General features: G+C 43.8%; 19 protein-coding genes. 6 read left to right on the top strand and 13 right to left on the bottom strand.

Annotated elements, in window-relative coordinates; genetic code table 11:
* Nucleotides 1–31: 31 nt before the first annotated feature.
* Both H9J30_RS20885 and H9J30_RS20880 read left to right on the top strand, forming a co-directional pair.
* A complete protein-coding gene (locus tag H9J30_RS20885) occupies nucleotides 32–844 on the top strand; it encodes a glucosaminidase domain-containing protein (protein ID WP_240132736.1) in 813 nt (270 codons plus the stop codon).
* Complete coding sequence (locus H9J30_RS20880; protein WP_240132735.1) at nucleotides 837–1460, top strand: DUF2987 domain-containing protein; 624 nt, start codon at nucleotides 837–839, stop codon at nucleotides 1458–1460. The genes H9J30_RS20885 and H9J30_RS20880 overlap by 8 nt, the downstream gene beginning before the upstream one ends.
* 56 nt (nucleotides 1461–1516) lie before the next feature.
* On the opposite strand, the gene ttcA is transcribed toward H9J30_RS20880, so the two are convergent.
* The 11 genes from ttcA to ccoN all read right to left on the bottom strand — a co-directional run bounded on the left by ttcA (nucleotide 1517) and on the right by ccoN (nucleotide 11597).
* Nucleotides 1517–2485, bottom strand: a complete 969-nt coding sequence (gene ttcA / locus H9J30_RS20875) for a tRNA 2-thiocytidine(32) synthetase TtcA (RefSeq protein WP_240132734.1) — start codon at nucleotides 2483–2485, stop codon at nucleotides 1517–1519.
* A gap of 76 nt (nucleotides 2486–2561) precedes the next feature.
* Nucleotides 2562–3494, bottom strand: coding sequence for a universal stress protein UspE (gene uspE, locus H9J30_RS20870; protein ID WP_240132733.1), 933 nt, complete (start codon nucleotides 3492–3494; stop codon nucleotides 2562–2564).
* A 126-nt stretch (nucleotides 3495–3620) separates the two neighbouring features.
* Nucleotides 3621–4373 carry an electron transport transcriptional regulator EtrA gene (gene etrA / locus H9J30_RS20865; RefSeq protein WP_240132732.1) on the bottom strand — a complete coding sequence of 251 codons (753 nt, stop codon included), beginning with the start codon at nucleotides 4371–4373 and terminating at the stop codon, nucleotides 3621–3623.
* Between the two features lie 55 nt (nucleotides 4374–4428).
* On the bottom strand, nucleotides 4429–5133 hold the full coding sequence (locus tag H9J30_RS20860; protein WP_011072344.1) for a sulfite exporter TauE/SafE family protein: 705 nt from the start codon (nucleotides 5131–5133) through the stop codon (nucleotides 4429–4431).
* Entirely contained in the window at nucleotides 5130–5333 is a 204-nt protein-coding gene (gene ccoS, locus H9J30_RS20855) for a cbb3-type cytochrome oxidase assembly protein CcoS (RefSeq protein ID WP_240132731.1), read from the bottom strand. Before ccoS ends, H9J30_RS20860 begins: the two co-directional genes overlap by 4 nt.
* A 20-nt stretch (nucleotides 5334–5353) precedes the next feature.
* Nucleotides 5354–7753, bottom strand: coding sequence for a heavy metal translocating P-type ATPase (locus H9J30_RS20850; protein ID WP_240132730.1), 2400 nt, complete (start codon nucleotides 7751–7753; stop codon nucleotides 5354–5356).
* Between the two features lie 22 nt (nucleotides 7754–7775).
* Nucleotides 7776–8255: a FixH family protein gene (locus H9J30_RS20845; RefSeq protein ID WP_240132729.1), complete on the bottom strand. Its 480-nt coding sequence runs from the start codon at nucleotides 8253–8255 to the stop codon at nucleotides 7776–7778.
* Between the two features lie 110 nt (nucleotides 8256–8365).
* Complete coding sequence (ccoP, locus tag H9J30_RS20840) at nucleotides 8366–9334, bottom strand: cytochrome-c oxidase, cbb3-type subunit III (RefSeq protein WP_240132728.1); 969 nt, start codon at nucleotides 9332–9334, stop codon at nucleotides 8366–8368.
* Nucleotides 9334–9510: a CcoQ/FixQ family Cbb3-type cytochrome c oxidase assembly chaperone gene (locus H9J30_RS20835; protein ID WP_011072349.1), complete on the bottom strand. Its 177-nt coding sequence runs from the start codon at nucleotides 9508–9510 to the stop codon at nucleotides 9334–9336. The genes ccoP and H9J30_RS20835 overlap by 1 nt, the downstream gene beginning before the upstream one ends.
* Before the next feature lie 11 nt (nucleotides 9511–9521).
* Nucleotides 9522–10148: a cytochrome-c oxidase, cbb3-type subunit II gene (gene ccoO / locus H9J30_RS20830; RefSeq protein WP_011072350.1), complete on the bottom strand. Its 627-nt coding sequence runs from the start codon at nucleotides 10146–10148 to the stop codon at nucleotides 9522–9524.
* A gap of 12 nt (nucleotides 10149–10160) precedes the next feature.
* Nucleotides 10161–11597: a cytochrome-c oxidase, cbb3-type subunit I gene (gene ccoN / locus H9J30_RS20825; RefSeq protein WP_240132727.1), complete on the bottom strand. Its 1437-nt coding sequence runs from the start codon at nucleotides 11595–11597 to the stop codon at nucleotides 10161–10163.
* 224 nt (nucleotides 11598–11821) lie between these two features.
* On the opposite strand from ccoN, the gene H9J30_RS20820 reads away from it, so the two are divergent.
* Complete coding sequence (locus tag H9J30_RS20820; protein ID WP_240132726.1) at nucleotides 11822–12307, top strand: hypothetical protein; 486 nt, start codon at nucleotides 11822–11824, stop codon at nucleotides 12305–12307.
* A 100-nt stretch (nucleotides 12308–12407) separates the two neighbouring features.
* Here the strand turns inward: H9J30_RS20820 and H9J30_RS20815 are convergent, their stop codons facing one another.
* Nucleotides 12408–13985 carry a DUF3369 domain-containing protein gene (locus H9J30_RS20815; protein WP_240132725.1) on the bottom strand — a complete coding sequence of 526 codons (1578 nt, stop codon included), beginning with the start codon at nucleotides 13983–13985 and terminating at the stop codon, nucleotides 12408–12410.
* A 177-nt stretch (nucleotides 13986–14162) separates the two neighbouring features.
* On the opposite strand from H9J30_RS20815, the gene H9J30_RS20810 reads away from it, so the two are divergent.
* From H9J30_RS20810 to H9J30_RS20800, 3 genes are all read left to right on the top strand, one after another.
* On the top strand, nucleotides 14163–14381 hold the full coding sequence (locus tag H9J30_RS20810; RefSeq protein WP_240132746.1) for a hypothetical protein: 219 nt from the start codon (nucleotides 14163–14165) through the stop codon (nucleotides 14379–14381).
* 61 nt (nucleotides 14382–14442) lie between these two features.
* Entirely contained in the window at nucleotides 14443–15738 is a 1296-nt protein-coding gene (locus H9J30_RS20805; RefSeq protein ID WP_240132724.1) for a tyrosine-type recombinase/integrase, read from the top strand.
* A gap of 285 nt (nucleotides 15739–16023) precedes the next feature.
* Nucleotides 16024–16236: a DUF3892 domain-containing protein gene (locus tag H9J30_RS20800; RefSeq protein ID WP_240132723.1), complete on the top strand. Its 213-nt coding sequence runs from the start codon at nucleotides 16024–16026 to the stop codon at nucleotides 16234–16236.
* A 614-nt stretch (nucleotides 16237–16850) separates the two neighbouring features.
* Here the strand turns inward: H9J30_RS20800 and H9J30_RS20795 are convergent.
* Nucleotides 16851–17288: a helix-turn-helix domain-containing protein gene (locus tag H9J30_RS20795; RefSeq protein WP_023265801.1), complete on the bottom strand. Its 438-nt coding sequence runs from the start codon at nucleotides 17286–17288 to the stop codon at nucleotides 16851–16853.
* Nucleotides 17289–17291: the final 3 nt, after the last annotated feature.

Genomic DNA, 17291 nt, shown 5'->3' with positions numbered 1-17291 from the left:
CCACGAGTGACTCAACATTAAAGGTGACTTATTGAAAACGGGTAGAATTGGTTCGTTTATACTCGCGTTAGCCCTAGTGATCTTGGCGATCTTTTCGCTAAGATTATTGCTCGTTCCTACAATTGATGAGCCAGAATCTATCGTAACCCAACTGGAAAACGCCATAGACCCCGTTACACAAGTTCCCGATTTTTCTGCTATCACTGATGTAGCGGAAAAAAAACGTGCCTTTTTCGACTTTTTAAGACCTATCGTTCAACAACAAAACGCAATTATTGCTAGCGAGCGAGAGTTTATTACTGACATGCTAGCGATAGTAGAGAACGGCAATGCATTATCTGACTCGCAGTCAGCGCAACTCAATCAGCTATTTGATAAATATCTATATGCTGCCCGTAACGTAGATGCTAAATCCCTCAACAGTTTACTCAAGCGGGTCGATATCATTCCCGAATCGATGGTTCTGATCCAGGCTGCCAATGAGTCCGGGTGGGGTAGTTCTCGATTCGCGCGTGAAGGATTTAATTTTTTTGGTGAATGGTGTTTTAGTAATGGCTGCGGCATAGTGCCTTCCTCTCGAGGTTCTGGCAAAACCCATGAGGTGAAAATATTCCCATCGGTTGATGCTTCAGTATCCTCCTATATGCGTAATTTGAACTCAAATACCGCGTATAACCTATTTCGCTCAATTCGCGCAGATTTACGCGCTCAGGAAGCTGAGCTAAATGCCGACCAATTGATCTATGGGTTAGTAAATTATTCTGAAAGGCAAGAAGCTTATATCGATGAGTTACTCGATATGTTACGACACAATGCAAAATACTTGGTGAAGGCGGATGTTTAAAAAATGGTTGTTAGCGGGACTTTGCTTGTGCACATCAAGTGTGCAGGCTGAGACAATTTCCCTTGAGTATAAAGGGTTTTATGACAGATTAAAGCAGGTCAACAAAGGGAACTATCAGTTAGTTGAAATTGCATTTAGCGTTCCTATATTGCCTAATTGCCATATTCAACGCGGTACAATATCAAGTGAGTTAAATACAACGCCATTGACTTATACCGCCGCCCAACGGCTCTTTATTCCTTTTGACGACGCCCTAAAAGATCAACGTGCATTAGTTAATCTGGAGTTTGATGGCAAGGCTGAAGGCTGCGCAATTGCGATGCAAGTACGAGCGAAGCAGACTCACGCGCAATATGATAAAGAGCGTTTACAGCAAATCGTTACTGAAATGGATGCCTTATTAGGAGCTATGCAGGGCTTTCCTATGCGTTATTTTAAGGAGCCTATTGCAGGGTTAAACTTTGAATTTGGCCAAGAGCAAACAATCACTGTGATACTCGATGGTCGTGAGCAACAGGTCAATGGCAGCTTCAAGCTTGGTGTCGAGCAACTCAACACCTTGTCCTCTTTGCAATTTAGCCAAGCCCCAACAGTACTGAGTCCTTGGGTGAAATAGCGCATTTTGAACTCCAAAAAAGCCCACAGTAGTGGGCTTTTTACATTTAATGGTGCTTACACTTCATAAACGTTAACAATATCAATCCGTTTTGCCGCATCTAAATCGATATGACCGCTGTTTGCAATATCGAGAAAATCGAACGCGGGAAGATTGGCTTCAGCAACATCACCTTTCATGGGAGCGTTAGGATCGCGTTTTAACGATACAAAATCAAATTGTTCACGGTCAACCCCCTGCGATGGCGCAGTGTTTTGCATGGCGGTGAAGATGGTTTCAATACGTCCAGGAAATTGTCTGTCCCATTGATTGAGCATGTCTTTCACCGCTTGGCGCTTAAGGTTTTCCTGAGAGCCACAGAGGTTACAGGGAATAATCGGGAATTTTTTAAGCTCTGCATACTCTTCCAAATCTTTTTCGCGGCAGTAGGCGAGTGGGCGGATCACCACGTTAGCGCCGTCGTCAGAGAGTAGCTTAGGTGGCATGGCTTTCATCTTGCCGCCGAAAAACATATTAAGAAAAAGCGTCTCAATAATATCGTCTCTGTGATGACCAAGGGCGATTTTAGTCGCGCCAATGCGCTGAGCAAAGCCATAGAGGGTGCCGCGGCGTAGACGAGAGCATAGAGAGCAGGTGGTTTTGCCTTCTGGAATTTTCTCCTTCACGATCGAGTAGGTGTCTTTCTCGAGGATGTGATAGGGAACATTTAGGCTGTCTAAATAGGCAGGTAGAACATCTTCTGGGAAACCGGGCTGCTTTTGATCTAAGTTAACAGCGATGATTTCGAACTGCACAGGTGCGCGTTGCTGCAGATTAAGCAGAATATCGAGCATGGCATAGCTGTCTTTACCGCCACTCAAACAGCACATAACACGATCGCCATCCTCAATCATGTTGTAGTCGGCGATGGCACTACCGACTTCACGGCGTAGACGCTTTTGTAATTTATTCAGACGGGTAGTTTGTTTTTTTGATAATTCTTCAGGCATTTGACTCGCCGTAACTTCAGACATAGCTTGCAACATAAAAAAGCGCCCAGTAACTCAGTTTCAGGGCGCGTATTATTCCAGCTATCGAAGGCGGGGTAAAGAGCGGCGTGCGTTATGCATCTTCAAGCGGTGATTTATAACCGTCGGGTTTGATGGCTAATAAATCACAGTTGATGCTATCGATAACATGCTCTGCGGTGTTACCTATGAGTGCTGCTGAAAACCCCGTACGACCCACAGTGCCTAAAATCACTAATTCAGCATCGAGCTGCTCGGCAAGCTCGGGGATCACATCTTCTGGCAATCCTTCTTTGACATGGCAATGCTGCTTATCAATGCCATAGGCATCAGCCAGATACTGCACGCGTTGTTCATGCTGTAAGCGAATGGTGTCGTTATAGGTCTGTGCATCAAAATCGGGTAATTCAATGGCAAGATTCACTGGCGTACCAGGAAAGCCATTGACTAAATGCACTTCGGCAGCAAATTTTCCAGCTAAATCCTTAGCATGCTCAATAATTTTGCCGTTAAGCATTTGATGATCGGTATCTTCGGTCGCTACGTTTACTGCGCAGAGGATTTTACCTGTTTCAGGCCAATCATGATCTTTGACCATTAATACAGGAACCGGTGCTTTACGCATTAAATGCCAATCGGTTGGCGTAAAAATCACCGCTTTTAACTTGTCGTGGGCATGGGTACCTTTAACGATAAGATCATATTGACCTGCAATCGCATGGTTAATAATGCTTTCAAACGGACGATTATGCCAAATGACTTGAGTATCAATGTTGAGTCCTAGGTGATTGTAGGGGGCGAGTAGATCTTGGATCCACGCCACACGCTGATCAATCACACCTTGGCGCATCGCTTCGCGCTCTTGGCTCGATAAAATTGAAGTCATTTCATAGGAGAAGTCAAATATTGAGAGAAACACAGTCACATGGGCGTTACTTTTACTGGCCAAGGTAATTGCTCGGGCGAGAGCAACCTGATTTTCTGTCGTGGGATCGACAACTACCAGTATTTTTTGATAATCCTTCATAACATGTTCCTTTAGTCATAGGCTCATGTTTATCATGAGCCTTTGGCAATTAGCTGTATTGTTCTAGATCAAAACTCTTTTCAAAACTGATGACTAGCGTAAAGCATAAACACTCAAAGGTGTGACTTATCTGGCGATTCTAGCATTACCTGCCAAGAGATTAAGTTCATGATGGTCAACGATGATGATGTATTTGCCTTTCACTTCAATCAACCCCGACTTTTGGAAGCGACCGAGTAAGCGGCTAATAGTTTCAACGGTAAGGCCTAAGTAATTACCAATATCACCACGTGTCATGGTTAAGCGAAATTCTTTAGCTGAAAAACCACGATTACCGAAGCGGTTAGCAAGGTTACTGATAAAGGCTGCGAGACGCTCTTCTGCATTTTTCTTACTCAGGAGCAAAATCATTTCTTGATCGCTCATGATTTCATTGCTCATTAAGCGCATGATTTGCTGACGTAATTTAGGCATTGTGCCTGAAAGTTCGTCGAGGATATTAAAGGGGATTTCACATACCATAGAGGTTTCTAAGGCTTGTGCAAAACTTTGATGTGATTGGGCATGAATACCATCAAAACCGATTACATCACCGGCTAAATGAAAGCCTGTGATCTGTTCATCACCTTGTTCGGTAATAGTGTAACTTTTAATGGTGCCTGAGCGGATCGCAAAGAGCGACTTTAAAGGATCGCCTGATTTAAAAATCTGTTCACCTTTTTGGATGGGCTTCTTACGCTCAATAATGTCATCGAGTTGATCGAGTTCATTAGCATTGAGGGTGAACGGGATACAAAGGGTTCCCATACTGCAATCGTGACAATGAATTGCGCACCCACTGGCAGCGGGACGACGGTTTTTATTCTGCTCTATTGTCATGTCGGTTCTCAAGTTAATCCACTGCTGCCATGTTAAACCAATTCATTCGCTTGGGCTAGTTTAGCTGCGACAGGGCGATATATAAAGTTTGGCCACCAAAGACGATTAATAGTAAGCCGCTCAATAATCTAACGGTTTTTTGTTGTACCCAATTGGCTAAACGCTTTGCTGCCACGCCAGCACTGAGTAGCGCCGGGAGAGTGCCTAAACCAAAGGCGAGCATGATCAAGGCGCCTTGGCTGGCAGAACCTGCCGCCACAGACCAAGTTAAGGTGCTATATACCAGTCCGCAGGGCAGCCATCCCCATATCAATCCAGCGGTGATGGCTTGCATTGGCGTGGTGATCGGCACAAGACGCTGTGCTATGGGTTTTAAATAACGCCACAACACTTGGCCGAGACGTTCAATTTGCACTATTCCGACCCAAATTTTAGCAATGTATAAACCGGTTGCGATCATCATGATGCCCGCGAAGATCCGCAACACTAACAGATAGCTGTCGAGTTCAAATAAGTGGCCAAGCATTGCTGAAGAGCCGCCGACTAAAGCGCCAGCGAGGGTATAACTCAAGATACGGCCAAGGTTATAACTGAATAAATAGGTGAGTTGATGGGCTAAGTGATTTCCCTGTTTGGGATTGGGGAGCTGAGAAGAAAAGGCTCCGACAAGACCACCGCACATACCAAAGCAGTGGGCCGCCCCCATTAAACCAACAAGAAAGGCCCCCGTTACATTGTATTCAATTACAGTGTCAATCACTGCGGCATGCCTTTGTCTTGAGGTTCCTGTAGCTTAATGTTTGCAGGATTTGGCTTGCCAGCATCTTCATCGAAGAGGATGGAGACACTTTGGCGGTCTAAATCATCGAATTGTTCCGATTTTACCGCCCAAAAGAACACGGCTACAGCGATCAACACAAAGATCATCGCGATAGGGATAAGTACATAAATGATGCTCATTAGCTAAGCCTATTTTATTGTTATATTTTAATTCGTAATAATCTCAAACTGTTACCCACAACGATAAGTGAGCTAGCTGACATTCCAATTGCGGCAATATAAGGTGCAACATGACCTGTCACTGCCAAAGGTAAAATGAGTGCGTTATACCCTAATGCCCAAGCCAGATTTTGACGAATAATCTGTGTGGTCAGTTTAGCAACCCTCACGGCTTGGGTGAAGCGGGATAAGTGATCGCCCAGCAAAATTAAATCGGCACTATTCTTGGCAATTGCACTGCCGCTGCCCATGGCCACGGATAAATCGGCGCCTGCGAGGACGGGTGCATCGTTTATACCATCCCCGAACATTACCACCGGATTGGATTGCTGCAACTTTTTCACCAGTGCGAGCTTATCCGCAGGTGTTAGTCCACTATGTACATCGATAATTCCAAGCGCTTTAGCTAACTGATGCACATGCCCTGAGCTATCACCGCTGGCGATACTGACTCGACAACCTTGCTGTTTTAAGATGTCGATAGTTTCTTTGCTATCAACACGAATATTGTCTTTGATCTCAATAGTGGCAAGAACCTCAAGCGAGTCATCATTACCCCATGCCAACCAAATTTGTTGATTTATAAGCTCAGGATTGACTCGCGCGCCAGTAAACTGAGCATTGCCAATTCGGTATTCAGTGCCATTGATGAGGCCTTTTACCCCAAAACCGACTTCATGGTGAACCTGATTGGCGACTACATCTGGTGACAAATAGGCAGAAAACGCAGCTGCAATAGGATGGAGTGAACCCGTTTCCAAGGCTGCGGCAATGGCCAAAACCTCTTCTGTTGCAAGGTGACTATGACACTTTACTTCTGAGACAGATAAGGTACCGCAGGTGAGGGTACCTGTTTTATCAAATACGACATGTTTGATTTGTGGAAGTTTTTCAAAGACACCTGCTTTACGGGTAATGATCCCAAGGCGAGTAAAAATTGCAGTCGCGCAGGTCACAGCTGTCGGTGTTGCCAGCGCAAGGGCACAGGGACAGGTGGCCACTAATACTGATAAGGTGACCCAAAAAGCATCTTCAGGGGATATTTGCAACCACACAAAATAGGTGATTGTCGCGATTGTTAGGATGGTGCCCGAAAAATAGCGCGATAGTTTGTCGGCTAACATGGCCACCGCCGGTTTAGTGTTAGATGCTAATTCCTGCAGGCGAATGATCTCGGCAACTAACTGATCTTGCCCAAGGGCGGTCACCTGCACCTTAATCGGTTGATCAAGGTTAATGGTGCCTGCAAATACTTGGCTATCAACGGGTTTATCAATAGGCATTTGCTCACCAGTAAGCATGGCTTCGTTGATACTGGTATGGCCTTCAACGACGCAGCCATCAGCGGCGACCATTTCGCCGGGTTTTACGAGGATAACGTCACCAAGACGCAGTTTTTTGGCGGGGATTTCATCTTGCCCTTGCTCGGTGACAAGATGCGCTGTCAGCGGCACTAATTTATGTAAGTTACTAGAGCTTACCGAGGCCTTTTGTCGTGCCTTCTGCTCAAAATAGCGACCAAGCAGCAGGAAGAAAGTGAACATAGAAACAGATTCAAAATACACTTCGCCCGTGCCATTGACAGTGGCAAAACAGCTCGCCGTAAAAGCGCCGCCAATGGCGATGGAGACGGAAACATCCATATTCAGTTTGCCACTGAGCAGGGTGCGAATGGCGCTAAAATAGAAGGGCTGCGCCGAGTAAAGTACCACTGGCGTGGCAAAAATCATGCTGACCCAGCGGAAGTAATCCCGATATTGCACATCTAAATCAGTAAAATACCCAGTGTAAAGGGCAAGGGCAAACATCATGACTTGCATGGTGGCAAAACCCGCCAACCCTAAGCGCAATAAAAACTTGCGGCTATTTTGCTTGGTGGTCAGTTCTTGCTCATCCACTTGGTAGGGCGCAGCTTGATAACCAATACGGCTAATTTGCCCAAGAATATCACTGAGTTTGACTTGCTGTTTGTCCCAGCTAATCATCGCCCTTTGGGTGGTGGAGTTAACCATCACTTGGCGCACGCCAGTAAGTTGTTTCACTTTATGCTCGATTAACCAAGCACAGGCTGCACAGGTAATGCCATCAATGGACAGCGACACTGAGTCGCTATTCTCCTCTGAGTGAACAAAATCTTGCTGCACCTCGGGCAAGTCATAGGCGCTAAATTGATTTAACGCCTCTGGTACGAGTGCCGTCTGTTTATTTCCTGGCTCAGTACGGAACTTGTAATAACTTAATAGGCCCGCATCCACAATGGCTTGTGATACCGCTTGGCAACCTGGGCAACACATGAGTTCATCGCGATCATTGATCTGTGTGACAAACTGAGTTCCAGTGAGCACTGGCTCATTACAGTGAAAACAACTTGGATGTGTCATAGCGCTACTTATTCAACCACCATCAGTTCAACCACAATTGGATGTTATCTTTTAATTCAACGCGTTGATGAATACGCCATTTACCATCAAAACCTTCAAGGCGTACTTCCCAAGGACCGGATAATGTATCGGGAAGAGTAATGCGATATACATGGTTAGCATCAGCTGTGATTGTGGTTTTAAGGTCTTTTTCGGCAAGAGTGGGATGATAGAATTCGACTTTTAATGCTGCTTGATAATCAGGGCCGCCATGCTGAGTAAATAAGATTTCATGATGATTCTGCTCGAGTTGCCATTGCATGCCGAGCTGTTTGGCATATTTCACTTTGCTCAAGTCCATATTAATGGCTTTGCCATCTTTGTAATAATCCTCGGCAACCAGAGAGTCAGAATTTGAGAGAGCAATTTTTAGCGTGGCAAAACTTGCGATGACGGCACACAAAGGAAGAATAATTAAAAACCAAGGCCAAAACTGCTTATACCAGGGTTGTTGTTCGTTCATGTTGATTACTCATTATAAAAATTTGCGCCATTTTACCGTTAAAAGGTGGCTTTAGCACTTTAAAAAAAAGGCCTCGAGGTTATCGAGGCCTTTACGTTACACATAACTAATTACTTGTTTGACAAGCTATAAACATAAGCTGCAATTACGTGAACTTTCTCTTCACCGAGAACATCTTTCCATGCTGGCATCACACCAGTACGGCCATGTTTGATGGTTTCTTCGATCACGCCGCGGCTACCGCCATATACCCAAACATCGTCAGTTAAATTAGGTGCGCCCATGAGTTTGTTGCCTTTTGCATCCATACCGTGACATGCAAAACAACCTTTCATGAATGAACCTTGACCTTGAGCTGCGAGTTTTTCATCGTGTTCACGGCCAGACAATTTAACAACATACTCCGCTAAACCAGCAATTTCGCTATCGTCGATTGGCAGACCACCTTTTGGTGGCATCATGCCATTGCGACCACCCATGATAGTGGTTTTGATGGTTGTTAAATCGCCACCATATAACCAATCACTGTCGGTGAGGTTAGGGAAGCCTTTGCTACCACGTGCGTCAGAGCCATGGCACTGTGCGCAGTTTTGTAGGAACAAACGACCGCCCACTTTCAACGCTTCTTGGTTTTTCACTAACTCTTCGAGTGGTGTCGCCAAGTAAGCCGCGAAGATTGGGCCATATTTTTCGTTAGCATGTTTAACTTCTTGATCATATTGAACATACTGACCTTCTTTTGCTGCAAGTTCAACCGCAGCAGCAGAATCGGCTTTAATACCTTGCCCAGTACCAATACTTTGGTTAGAGCTGGTCCAGTTCAATAGGCCCTTGTAGTTACCTAAACCTGGGAATAAGGCTAAGTAAACTAAGCCAAACACGATAGTGATATAGAACATATAACTCCACCACTTTGGCAGTGGGTTATTGAGTTCTTCAATACCATCGAAACTGTGACCCATAGATTCGCCTTCTTTGACATCCGTGGTGTTCTTTGAACACACACGCAGCAACAGAAAACATCCTGCGATCACAATTAACGAGAGTACGCTAATCCAAATACTCCAGAAGCTACTCATCACTTATTCTCTCCTGAGTCCTTCGATTCCTTGCTGATTTCCTCATCAGAAAACACAAGGTTCGCTGCTTCATCAAAGGATTTTTGACGACGCGAGCTATATGCCCAAGCAAATATACCGACGAAGGTCAGCATCACAATAATGGTTAAAATACCTTGTAATGTGCCGTAATCCATATACTGCCTCCTTATTTGAGTGCGTGACCCAAAGACTGAAGATACGCGATCAAAGCTTCCATCTCAGTTTTACCTTCAACGGCTTTTTGAGCGCCCGCGATTTCTTCATCAGTGTAAAGATCATTACCCTTGTAACCGCCTTTATGCATGTTACGCAGAATAGTCATCTTATCGCCGGTCAACTTGCCGTCTAACTTGTTTTCGGCAAGCCATGGGAAGGCTGGCATATTCGATTGAGGAACTACTGCACGAGGATCGATTAAGTGAACTTCATGCCATTTATCGCTGTAACGACCACCAACACGGGCCAAATCAGGGCCTGTACGCTTAGAACCCCATTGGAATGGGTGATCCCAAACGGATTCTCCAGCAACAGAATAGTGGCCGTAACGTTCAGTCTCTGCGCGCAGTGGGCGGATCATCTGGCTGTGGCAGTTGTAGCAACCTTCACGAACATAGATATCACGACCTTCAAGCTGCAGGGCAGTATAAGGTTTCAAACCTTCAACTGGCTCAGTGGTATCTTTTTGGAAAATCAGCGGAGTGATTTCAACCAAGCTACCGAAGCTGATAGCGATAACCGTGAAGATCGCTAACAAACCGATGTTTTTTTCAACTATCTCATGATTAAATTTCATCGAGTTTGCTCCTTAAGCCGCTTTAGCTTCAGCCAGTTCTGGCAATGAATCTTTAGAGGCTTTCACAGTACGGATCACGTTGTATGCCATGATCAGCATACCGGTTAAGAAGAAACAACCACCGAGGAAACGTACAAAGTAGAAAGGATAAGAAGCTTCCAGACTTTCAACAAAGCTATAAGTCAAAGTACCGTCAGCGTTAACAGCACGCCACATCAGACCTTGCATAACACCCGAAATCCACATAGAAACGATGTAAAGTACAGTACCGATAGTCGCTAACCAGAAATGGACGTTGACTAACTTGATGCTGTACATACGGCCATGACCAAACAGTACTGGGATCAAGTGATACAGAGAACCGATAGACACCATTGCAACCCAGCCTAGCGCGCCGGAGTGGACGTGACCGACAGTCCAATCTGTGTAGTGAGATAAGGCGTTAACTGTCTTGATAGCCATCATCGGACCTTCGAAGGTCGACATACCGTAGAAAGACAGAGATACCACTAAGAAACGTAGTACTGGGTCAGTACGCAGTTTATGCCATGCGCCAGATAAGGTCATGATACCGTTGATCATACCCCCCCAAGATGGTGCGAATAGGATCAGTGACATCACCATACCTAACGACTGAGTCCAGTCTGGCAGGGCAGTATAGTGAAGATGGTGTGGACCTGCCCAAATGTACAGTGCGATCAGTGCCCAGAAGTGCACAATCGACAAACGATATGAGTAAACAGGACGACCCGCTTGCTTAGGAACGAAGTAGTACATCATACCTAAGAAGCCAGCGGTTAATAGGAAACCTACCGCATTGTGACCATACCACCATTGCACCATGGCATCGACCGCACCACTGTACATAGAGTATGACTTAAACAAACTGACAGGAACGGCCATTGAGTTCACGATGTGAAGCACGGCAACCGTAATGATAAATGCACCAAAGAACCAGTTCGCGACATAAATATGCGAGGTGGTTCGTTTGATAATAGTGCCGAAAAACACTATGGCATAGGATACCCATACAATAGTGATAGCAATATCGATAGGCCATTCTAATTCAGCATACTCTTTACCACTGGTGTAACCCATTGGCAGAGTAATGGCTGCTGACAGAATGATGGCTTGCCATCCCCAAAACGTAAATGCAGCTAATTTAGGTGCAAAAAGTCGGGTTTGACAGGTGCGTTGTACGACATAATAGGATGTTGCAAAGAGGGCTGATGTTCCGAACGCGAAAATCACCGCATTGGTATGTAATGGTCGCAAGCGACTATACGTAAACCAAGGAGTATCAAAGTTCAGATATGGCCAGATTAACTGAGCCGCAATTAAAACACCGACTGACATACCAACAATACCCCACAACACAGTCGTGAGGGCAAATTGGCGGACAATGGTGTAATTGTAATCAGCGCCTGTTGGCTGGGAATGGTTCATCATAATGCTTCCACTGCTTATTACTTTTACTTTTAGTAAAGACAAGCTTTACCTGTTATATATGACACAAAACTCATATTCCCTATAAGGGTTGTTGAGCGATGTCAATGCGTTATCCCTCACATTTGTGCGCAAATGTGAGGTTTCGCAATGATACTTGAGCCATGTCAAAAAAGATACCAAAGAAGGGGGTTGGAAAGTTGATCTAGATCAACCTGCTCCTTAGAATGTTAACATCTTGCATCAAAAGGTTAATTTTTGTGCTAAATCGTAATTTTTTCTTATTTTTAATCATGCTAGTTACAATGAATCTCACCGCTTGCAAAGAAAAAACCGAGCAACAGGTAAAAATACCATCTGCTGACCCTAGCCTTTGTGCGTTTAAGCAGGGGGATTGTCTTAAAATGGTTGGTGATGTCACTCTCAGAATTAGCCTTTCACCTGATAATGCGCCAAGTGAAAAACCATTAAAATTTAAGCTATTATCTTCTGATGTACTTAATAATCTGCAGGTCCGTTTAGAGGGGCGAGATATGTTTATGGGGGTTATCCCTGTAAATATTAGCCAAGTGGACAAAACGAGCTACGAAGGGCAACTGATTTATGGTTCGTGCAGTAGTGGCTATATGGTATGGCGAGGATTTATTAGTTTTATCCTAAATGGTTCTGAGCAAGTGGTTACTTTTGACTTTTTAGCCGACAACCCGCACTGAGTGGTGAATTTAAGCTAATAACATACTGATCCAATTAGGCTTTATAATCATTTGATCGCAATAATTGTTGTTTCCCCTGCTGATGATCGAGCCTTATGTTTTACTCGTCGTGATCTTTCCAATTTTCTTTAACCTTGACGAAAATATCGATGTTGTCGATAAAGAGTTCGAGTAAATCGGGATCAAAGTGCTTACCTGCACCTTTACGCATTTCTTCAATAACTTGTTCAAGAGGCCAAGCCGCTTTATAGCATCGTGCATGGGAAAGGGCATCAAACACATCTGCAATTGCAACAATACGAGCAAATATGTGAATTTGATCTTGCTTTAAATTTGCAGGATAACCTGAACCATCATATTTTTCATGGTGTTGCTGAGCAATAATCGCTGCAGCTTTCAATATTGGCCGTTCAGAATTAGCAAGGATTTGATACCCAATCATCGGATGTTGGCGCATAACCGACCATTCTTGATCGTCTAACTTGCCTGGTTTGAGTAGCACCGCATCAGGGATCGCGATTTTACCAATATCGTGCATAGGCGATGCTCGACGCAGCAGATCTGCTTCGCTTTCAGATAATCCAGCAATAAGCGCAAGTTGAGCACAATACTCCGCCATGCGTTTCACATGATTCGCCGCCTCTTTTGAGCGACTCTCTACAACATCACCTAAACGTAGGATAAGTTCTGATTGGGTATCTTCGACCTCTTGGTTTAGAAGTAGGTTCTCAAAGGCGATACCCACATTTATTGCAAAAATATCAATGAGTTTTTTATCTAAATCATCAATTTTATCAATACCATCCATATAGAGCAGGTTGATAAGACCACTCTTTGTGGGAAAATAGCCAACAAAGCAATTATCCTCGTACAAACAACGTTTATGGGCAAGCGCACTGCGTAATAACTTGTCTATATGCGAGGGTAGGGTTTTATTGATTGGGGTTTCAGCAAATTGTCCAGTTCCTGCTAAAATCTTAATGTCTGTCGATTCCATATGACCGCTAATCGCATCCATTGCATTGCAGGTTAGCAGTAGCGTTTCAGAATCGAGATTAAGTAGAGTTGCAACTTGTGTAAGTAAACCATCAGCGAATTTATGGAGTGTTCTCAGTTCAAATAATCCTGAGGTGGCTTCGAGTACTCGTTCTAATCCTTTTCGATGGTTAACTTGCGCACGTCTTGCCTGTTCAATTTCCATAATATCACGGTAAGAACGCAGGGCTGAGTAGACACTTGTCATTAATTTGCGAGAATCGAGTTCAGACTTTGCTTTATAATCATTGATATCGTAGTTGACGATGACGTCTTCTTCTGGAGCTTGGCCCGGTTGCCCTGTACGCAAAATGAGACGAATAGTTTTGTTTTTGTGGTCTTCACGGATCCATTTCACTAATTCTAATCCTGCGTGATCTGTTTCCATTACAACATCAATAAAGGCTATTGCCAGATCTTGTTCATTATTTAGGAATTCTTTAGCCTGCTCAGCACTGTAGGCATTGATGAACGAAAGAGCTCGTCCATCGAGTTTGAAACGAGAAAGTGCAAGTTTAGTGACTGTGTGAACATCTGGCTCATCATCGACTAGAAGTATTTTCCATGGTGCTAAAGATGCAGAAGTTTCAGTGTTTTTTTTTCCTGAGAAGAGCGGCTTTTTATTTGTAAGATCAATCACCATCTGAGACCTCATCAGTAAATTTATGTCGCACAAGTAGAGTGTAGTTGAAGCTTGTCAAGTCAGTGATAAATTATTATCAAAGTGGAGTAGGTCGCAATTTCATAAAACGTAATTGATAACTATTATCATTTGTGTATTATAAAAAAAGATAACGAAACAGGAATAGATATGGTACACATGACAGGAAGGATCAATTTATCGATATCAGAAGAGAAACTTGCGCAACTTATTCGAAAGGGAAGTGTGTGTGCCGCAGATTTTTCATGTCTAGATCATCAGTCGAAGCAAAAAGTCTGGCAACTTTGTCTCATATGTTGTCAGAATCGTATAAGTTGCGATCAATGTACACAAACAAGCTGTCCACAAATTGAACGACTCATTATTGCCGATAAATAACGTTATCGGCATTTGCATTTAAGTATTATCATGCAGCAAACCATTATATTTAAAAGTTAATATGCAGTTCCCTCCAGTATTACCCTTATTTGATTCAATTGAATTCATACAAGATGGAAACAGTGTGGTGAATCAATATATCACCCAAGTTAGCCTCACGGATGTGCCAGATGCCGGTTTAGTTATGGAGCACGCAACAGATTGGTTGTTTGAACAAAAACACAGTGAAAACAACTATAAAACATACCGGAGCGAACTCACAACATTCCTACACTGGTGTTTTGATATCGCAAAAATATCACCCACACAAGTAATGCGAAAAGATATGAGCCGCTATGTGGATTATTGCTTAGCGCCACCTTTGATGCTTATCGCTTACTTTAATGTGCCTCAGTTTAAGTTAGATAAACTGCAAGGGGAGCGAGTGCCTAACAGTCTATGGCGACCATTTGTGGGCAAAAAAAAACTGGGGCAAGTACAGCCGTATACATTGAGTGATAATGCGTTAAAAACCAAGGTCGCTATTTTATCTTCTTTTTATACTTACTTAATAAGTGAAGAATTTTGCGAACGTAATCCTGCGCAAATTTGGTTGAATCACAGTCGTTTTGCTCTAAATAAACAATATCAAAATCAAACTGATGAAGATGAAAATAGCTTGGCCTTCACAGAGTTACAGTGGTCCTATGTGATGACTACTGTTACTCAACTTGCTGAAATATCGCCAGAATTACATCAACGCAGCTTATTTTTGATTTCATTAACTTATTCTTGCTATTTACGTATTTCGGATGTTTCCGCGCGCGTTGGTTATTCACCCGTTATGGGTCAATTTAGGCAAAATACGCAGACAGGCATTTGGAGTTTTCACATTCCACTCAGTAAAGGTGGCAAAAAACGTAGTGTTGCAATTTCAAAAGCGTTACTAGCTGGTTTAGTAAAATATCGACAATTTTTAGGTCTTCCAGATTATCCAAGCCAGGGAGAACTTCATCCCTTATTTGTTCGGCACAGAGCCGCTGGTCGTGGACGAGATGTCGGCTTAGTGAATGCCAACCTTGGGATCCGTCAGATACGAGAAGAAATCCAAGCCATTATTAATTTGGCTGCGGATAGAGCTCAAATCGATGGATTTATCCAAGATGCAGCACAAATGCGCAAGCTCACTGCGCACAATATTAGGCATACAGGGATCACCCATGACATCAATATCAATCGTAGACCGTTGTCACATGTCCAAGCCGATGCAGGCCATGAGAGTATTGACACCACATCAAAATATTTGCACACCACACAAATCGAAAGACACGAAAGCGCTTATAATAAGCCATTAGATCATTTACAAGGCATTGATTAGCAGTGTGTTGACTAACCAAATCCCTCCCACACAAAACTGCGCACAATGTATAGACGGCATTATGTTGGGATTTACACCTTGGCATCATGGCGCCAGCGCCAAGGTGCGAGAGAGCGCGAAAAGGGTGGGCGAGCTTGCGAGAATCGCTTGAGCGTTATCGAGTGCGTAACATAATCCGCATTGTGCGAAGTTCGTTATAAAGATACTACATGTTGTGCCCTGTTCATTTATACAGTATCATCTTTGTGAGTGTTTTTTATACTGTTGTGAAATAGGAACTCTAATATGAAACGACCAAGACTAACCGTAATTAGTGAAACTAAAACTGGTGCAAACAAGCAATTCCGTGACAATAGCACCAATCAGAATTTAAGTAGAAATCAGTTGGTTAAAAAGATAGAGAAAGGAGAATACGACGATTACCATGTTAGAGTGATTAATGGTATCAAGTACCCTGTATCTAATCCCGACCCATCAAAAACAAATAATCTTGGTTAATCAATAACAGGATTATTAAGGGACGTGTCCCTTAATGCCAAGCGCTCTTAATAGGGGCGCTTTTTGCCCCGAGCTTTCTCCCTGCCAAGCCGCTTTTCAACGTCCTTCCAGCCCCGCCTAAAGTTGATTTCTGTCTACAAAATTCAAAGCGATTTCACGTTCTGGCGTTCTGGCCGGATGGGTACCTGCTAGCCCCGTTATGGGGCGGGCAGGTATCCGAGGCCAGAGAGCTAAAGTGCGTATAGTAATACTGCACTTTTGTACCACCGATGGTACTTTTTGAGGGGACTGAACGGACACTTGGAAAGGGCGCCCGCGTAGCGGGAAAGGCTCCAAGTGGAAGTGAATGACCATCACGTCCACATACTTTAACAGTGGACTCTACTCTCATTTTGAGAGTCTCGCGAAGCGTTCGGGTTCAGTGACACCCGAACTTTGGTGTGGTTTCCCACACAATTTAGCTGAACTTTACCCCGGTTTCCCGTGGTGAACTGCGGCCCATGCTTACGGGGTCTGGGGAGGAAGGGGGAGCAGGCGAAGCGCCCCCCGACCGACAGGGTTTTAGGTTTGGGTTCCTGTTACACCCAAACTAACTCCTGACATCAGGAATGGCATCAACCTTCATCTGATTTCCTTGTCATTTCAGGAGTGCTGCCAGTAACAAATGTGGGTATACCAAAAAGTGTTTTTCTATCAGTTAATTGCTGCATACTTAATGCAATACAATACTTGTCTATAACTGTTAATAGTATTTGTTTATCTTTATCTGGAATTTGCTTAACCCGCTCTAAGGCTACAGCCATGACTGAATCAACATTTGATCTTTCAGTGTCTATAAGCAGAGCGTCAGCCGAACACTCCAGCGCGTTCATTATTGAATAGATAGTACTGAGCTTTGGATCTGTTTCATCCCTTTCAATCTTCGATATTTGCCCCAATTGAATTTTGCATTTGTTTGCCAATTCACCTTGCGTCCATCCTTTATCACGGCGTAGGCGCTTTAGATTTTCACCTATAGACATAAAATTTCCTTGATAATAATCTTGCAGCATGAA

It is taken from the genome of Shewanella cutis, from assembly GCF_022410515.1.
In the GTDB taxonomy this organism is placed as follows: Bacteria; Pseudomonadota; Gammaproteobacteria; order Enterobacterales; family Shewanellaceae; genus Shewanella; species Shewanella cutis.
The sequence above is the reverse complement of the archived record's forward strand: the minus strand, read 5'-3'. Positions and strand labels throughout refer to the sequence as shown.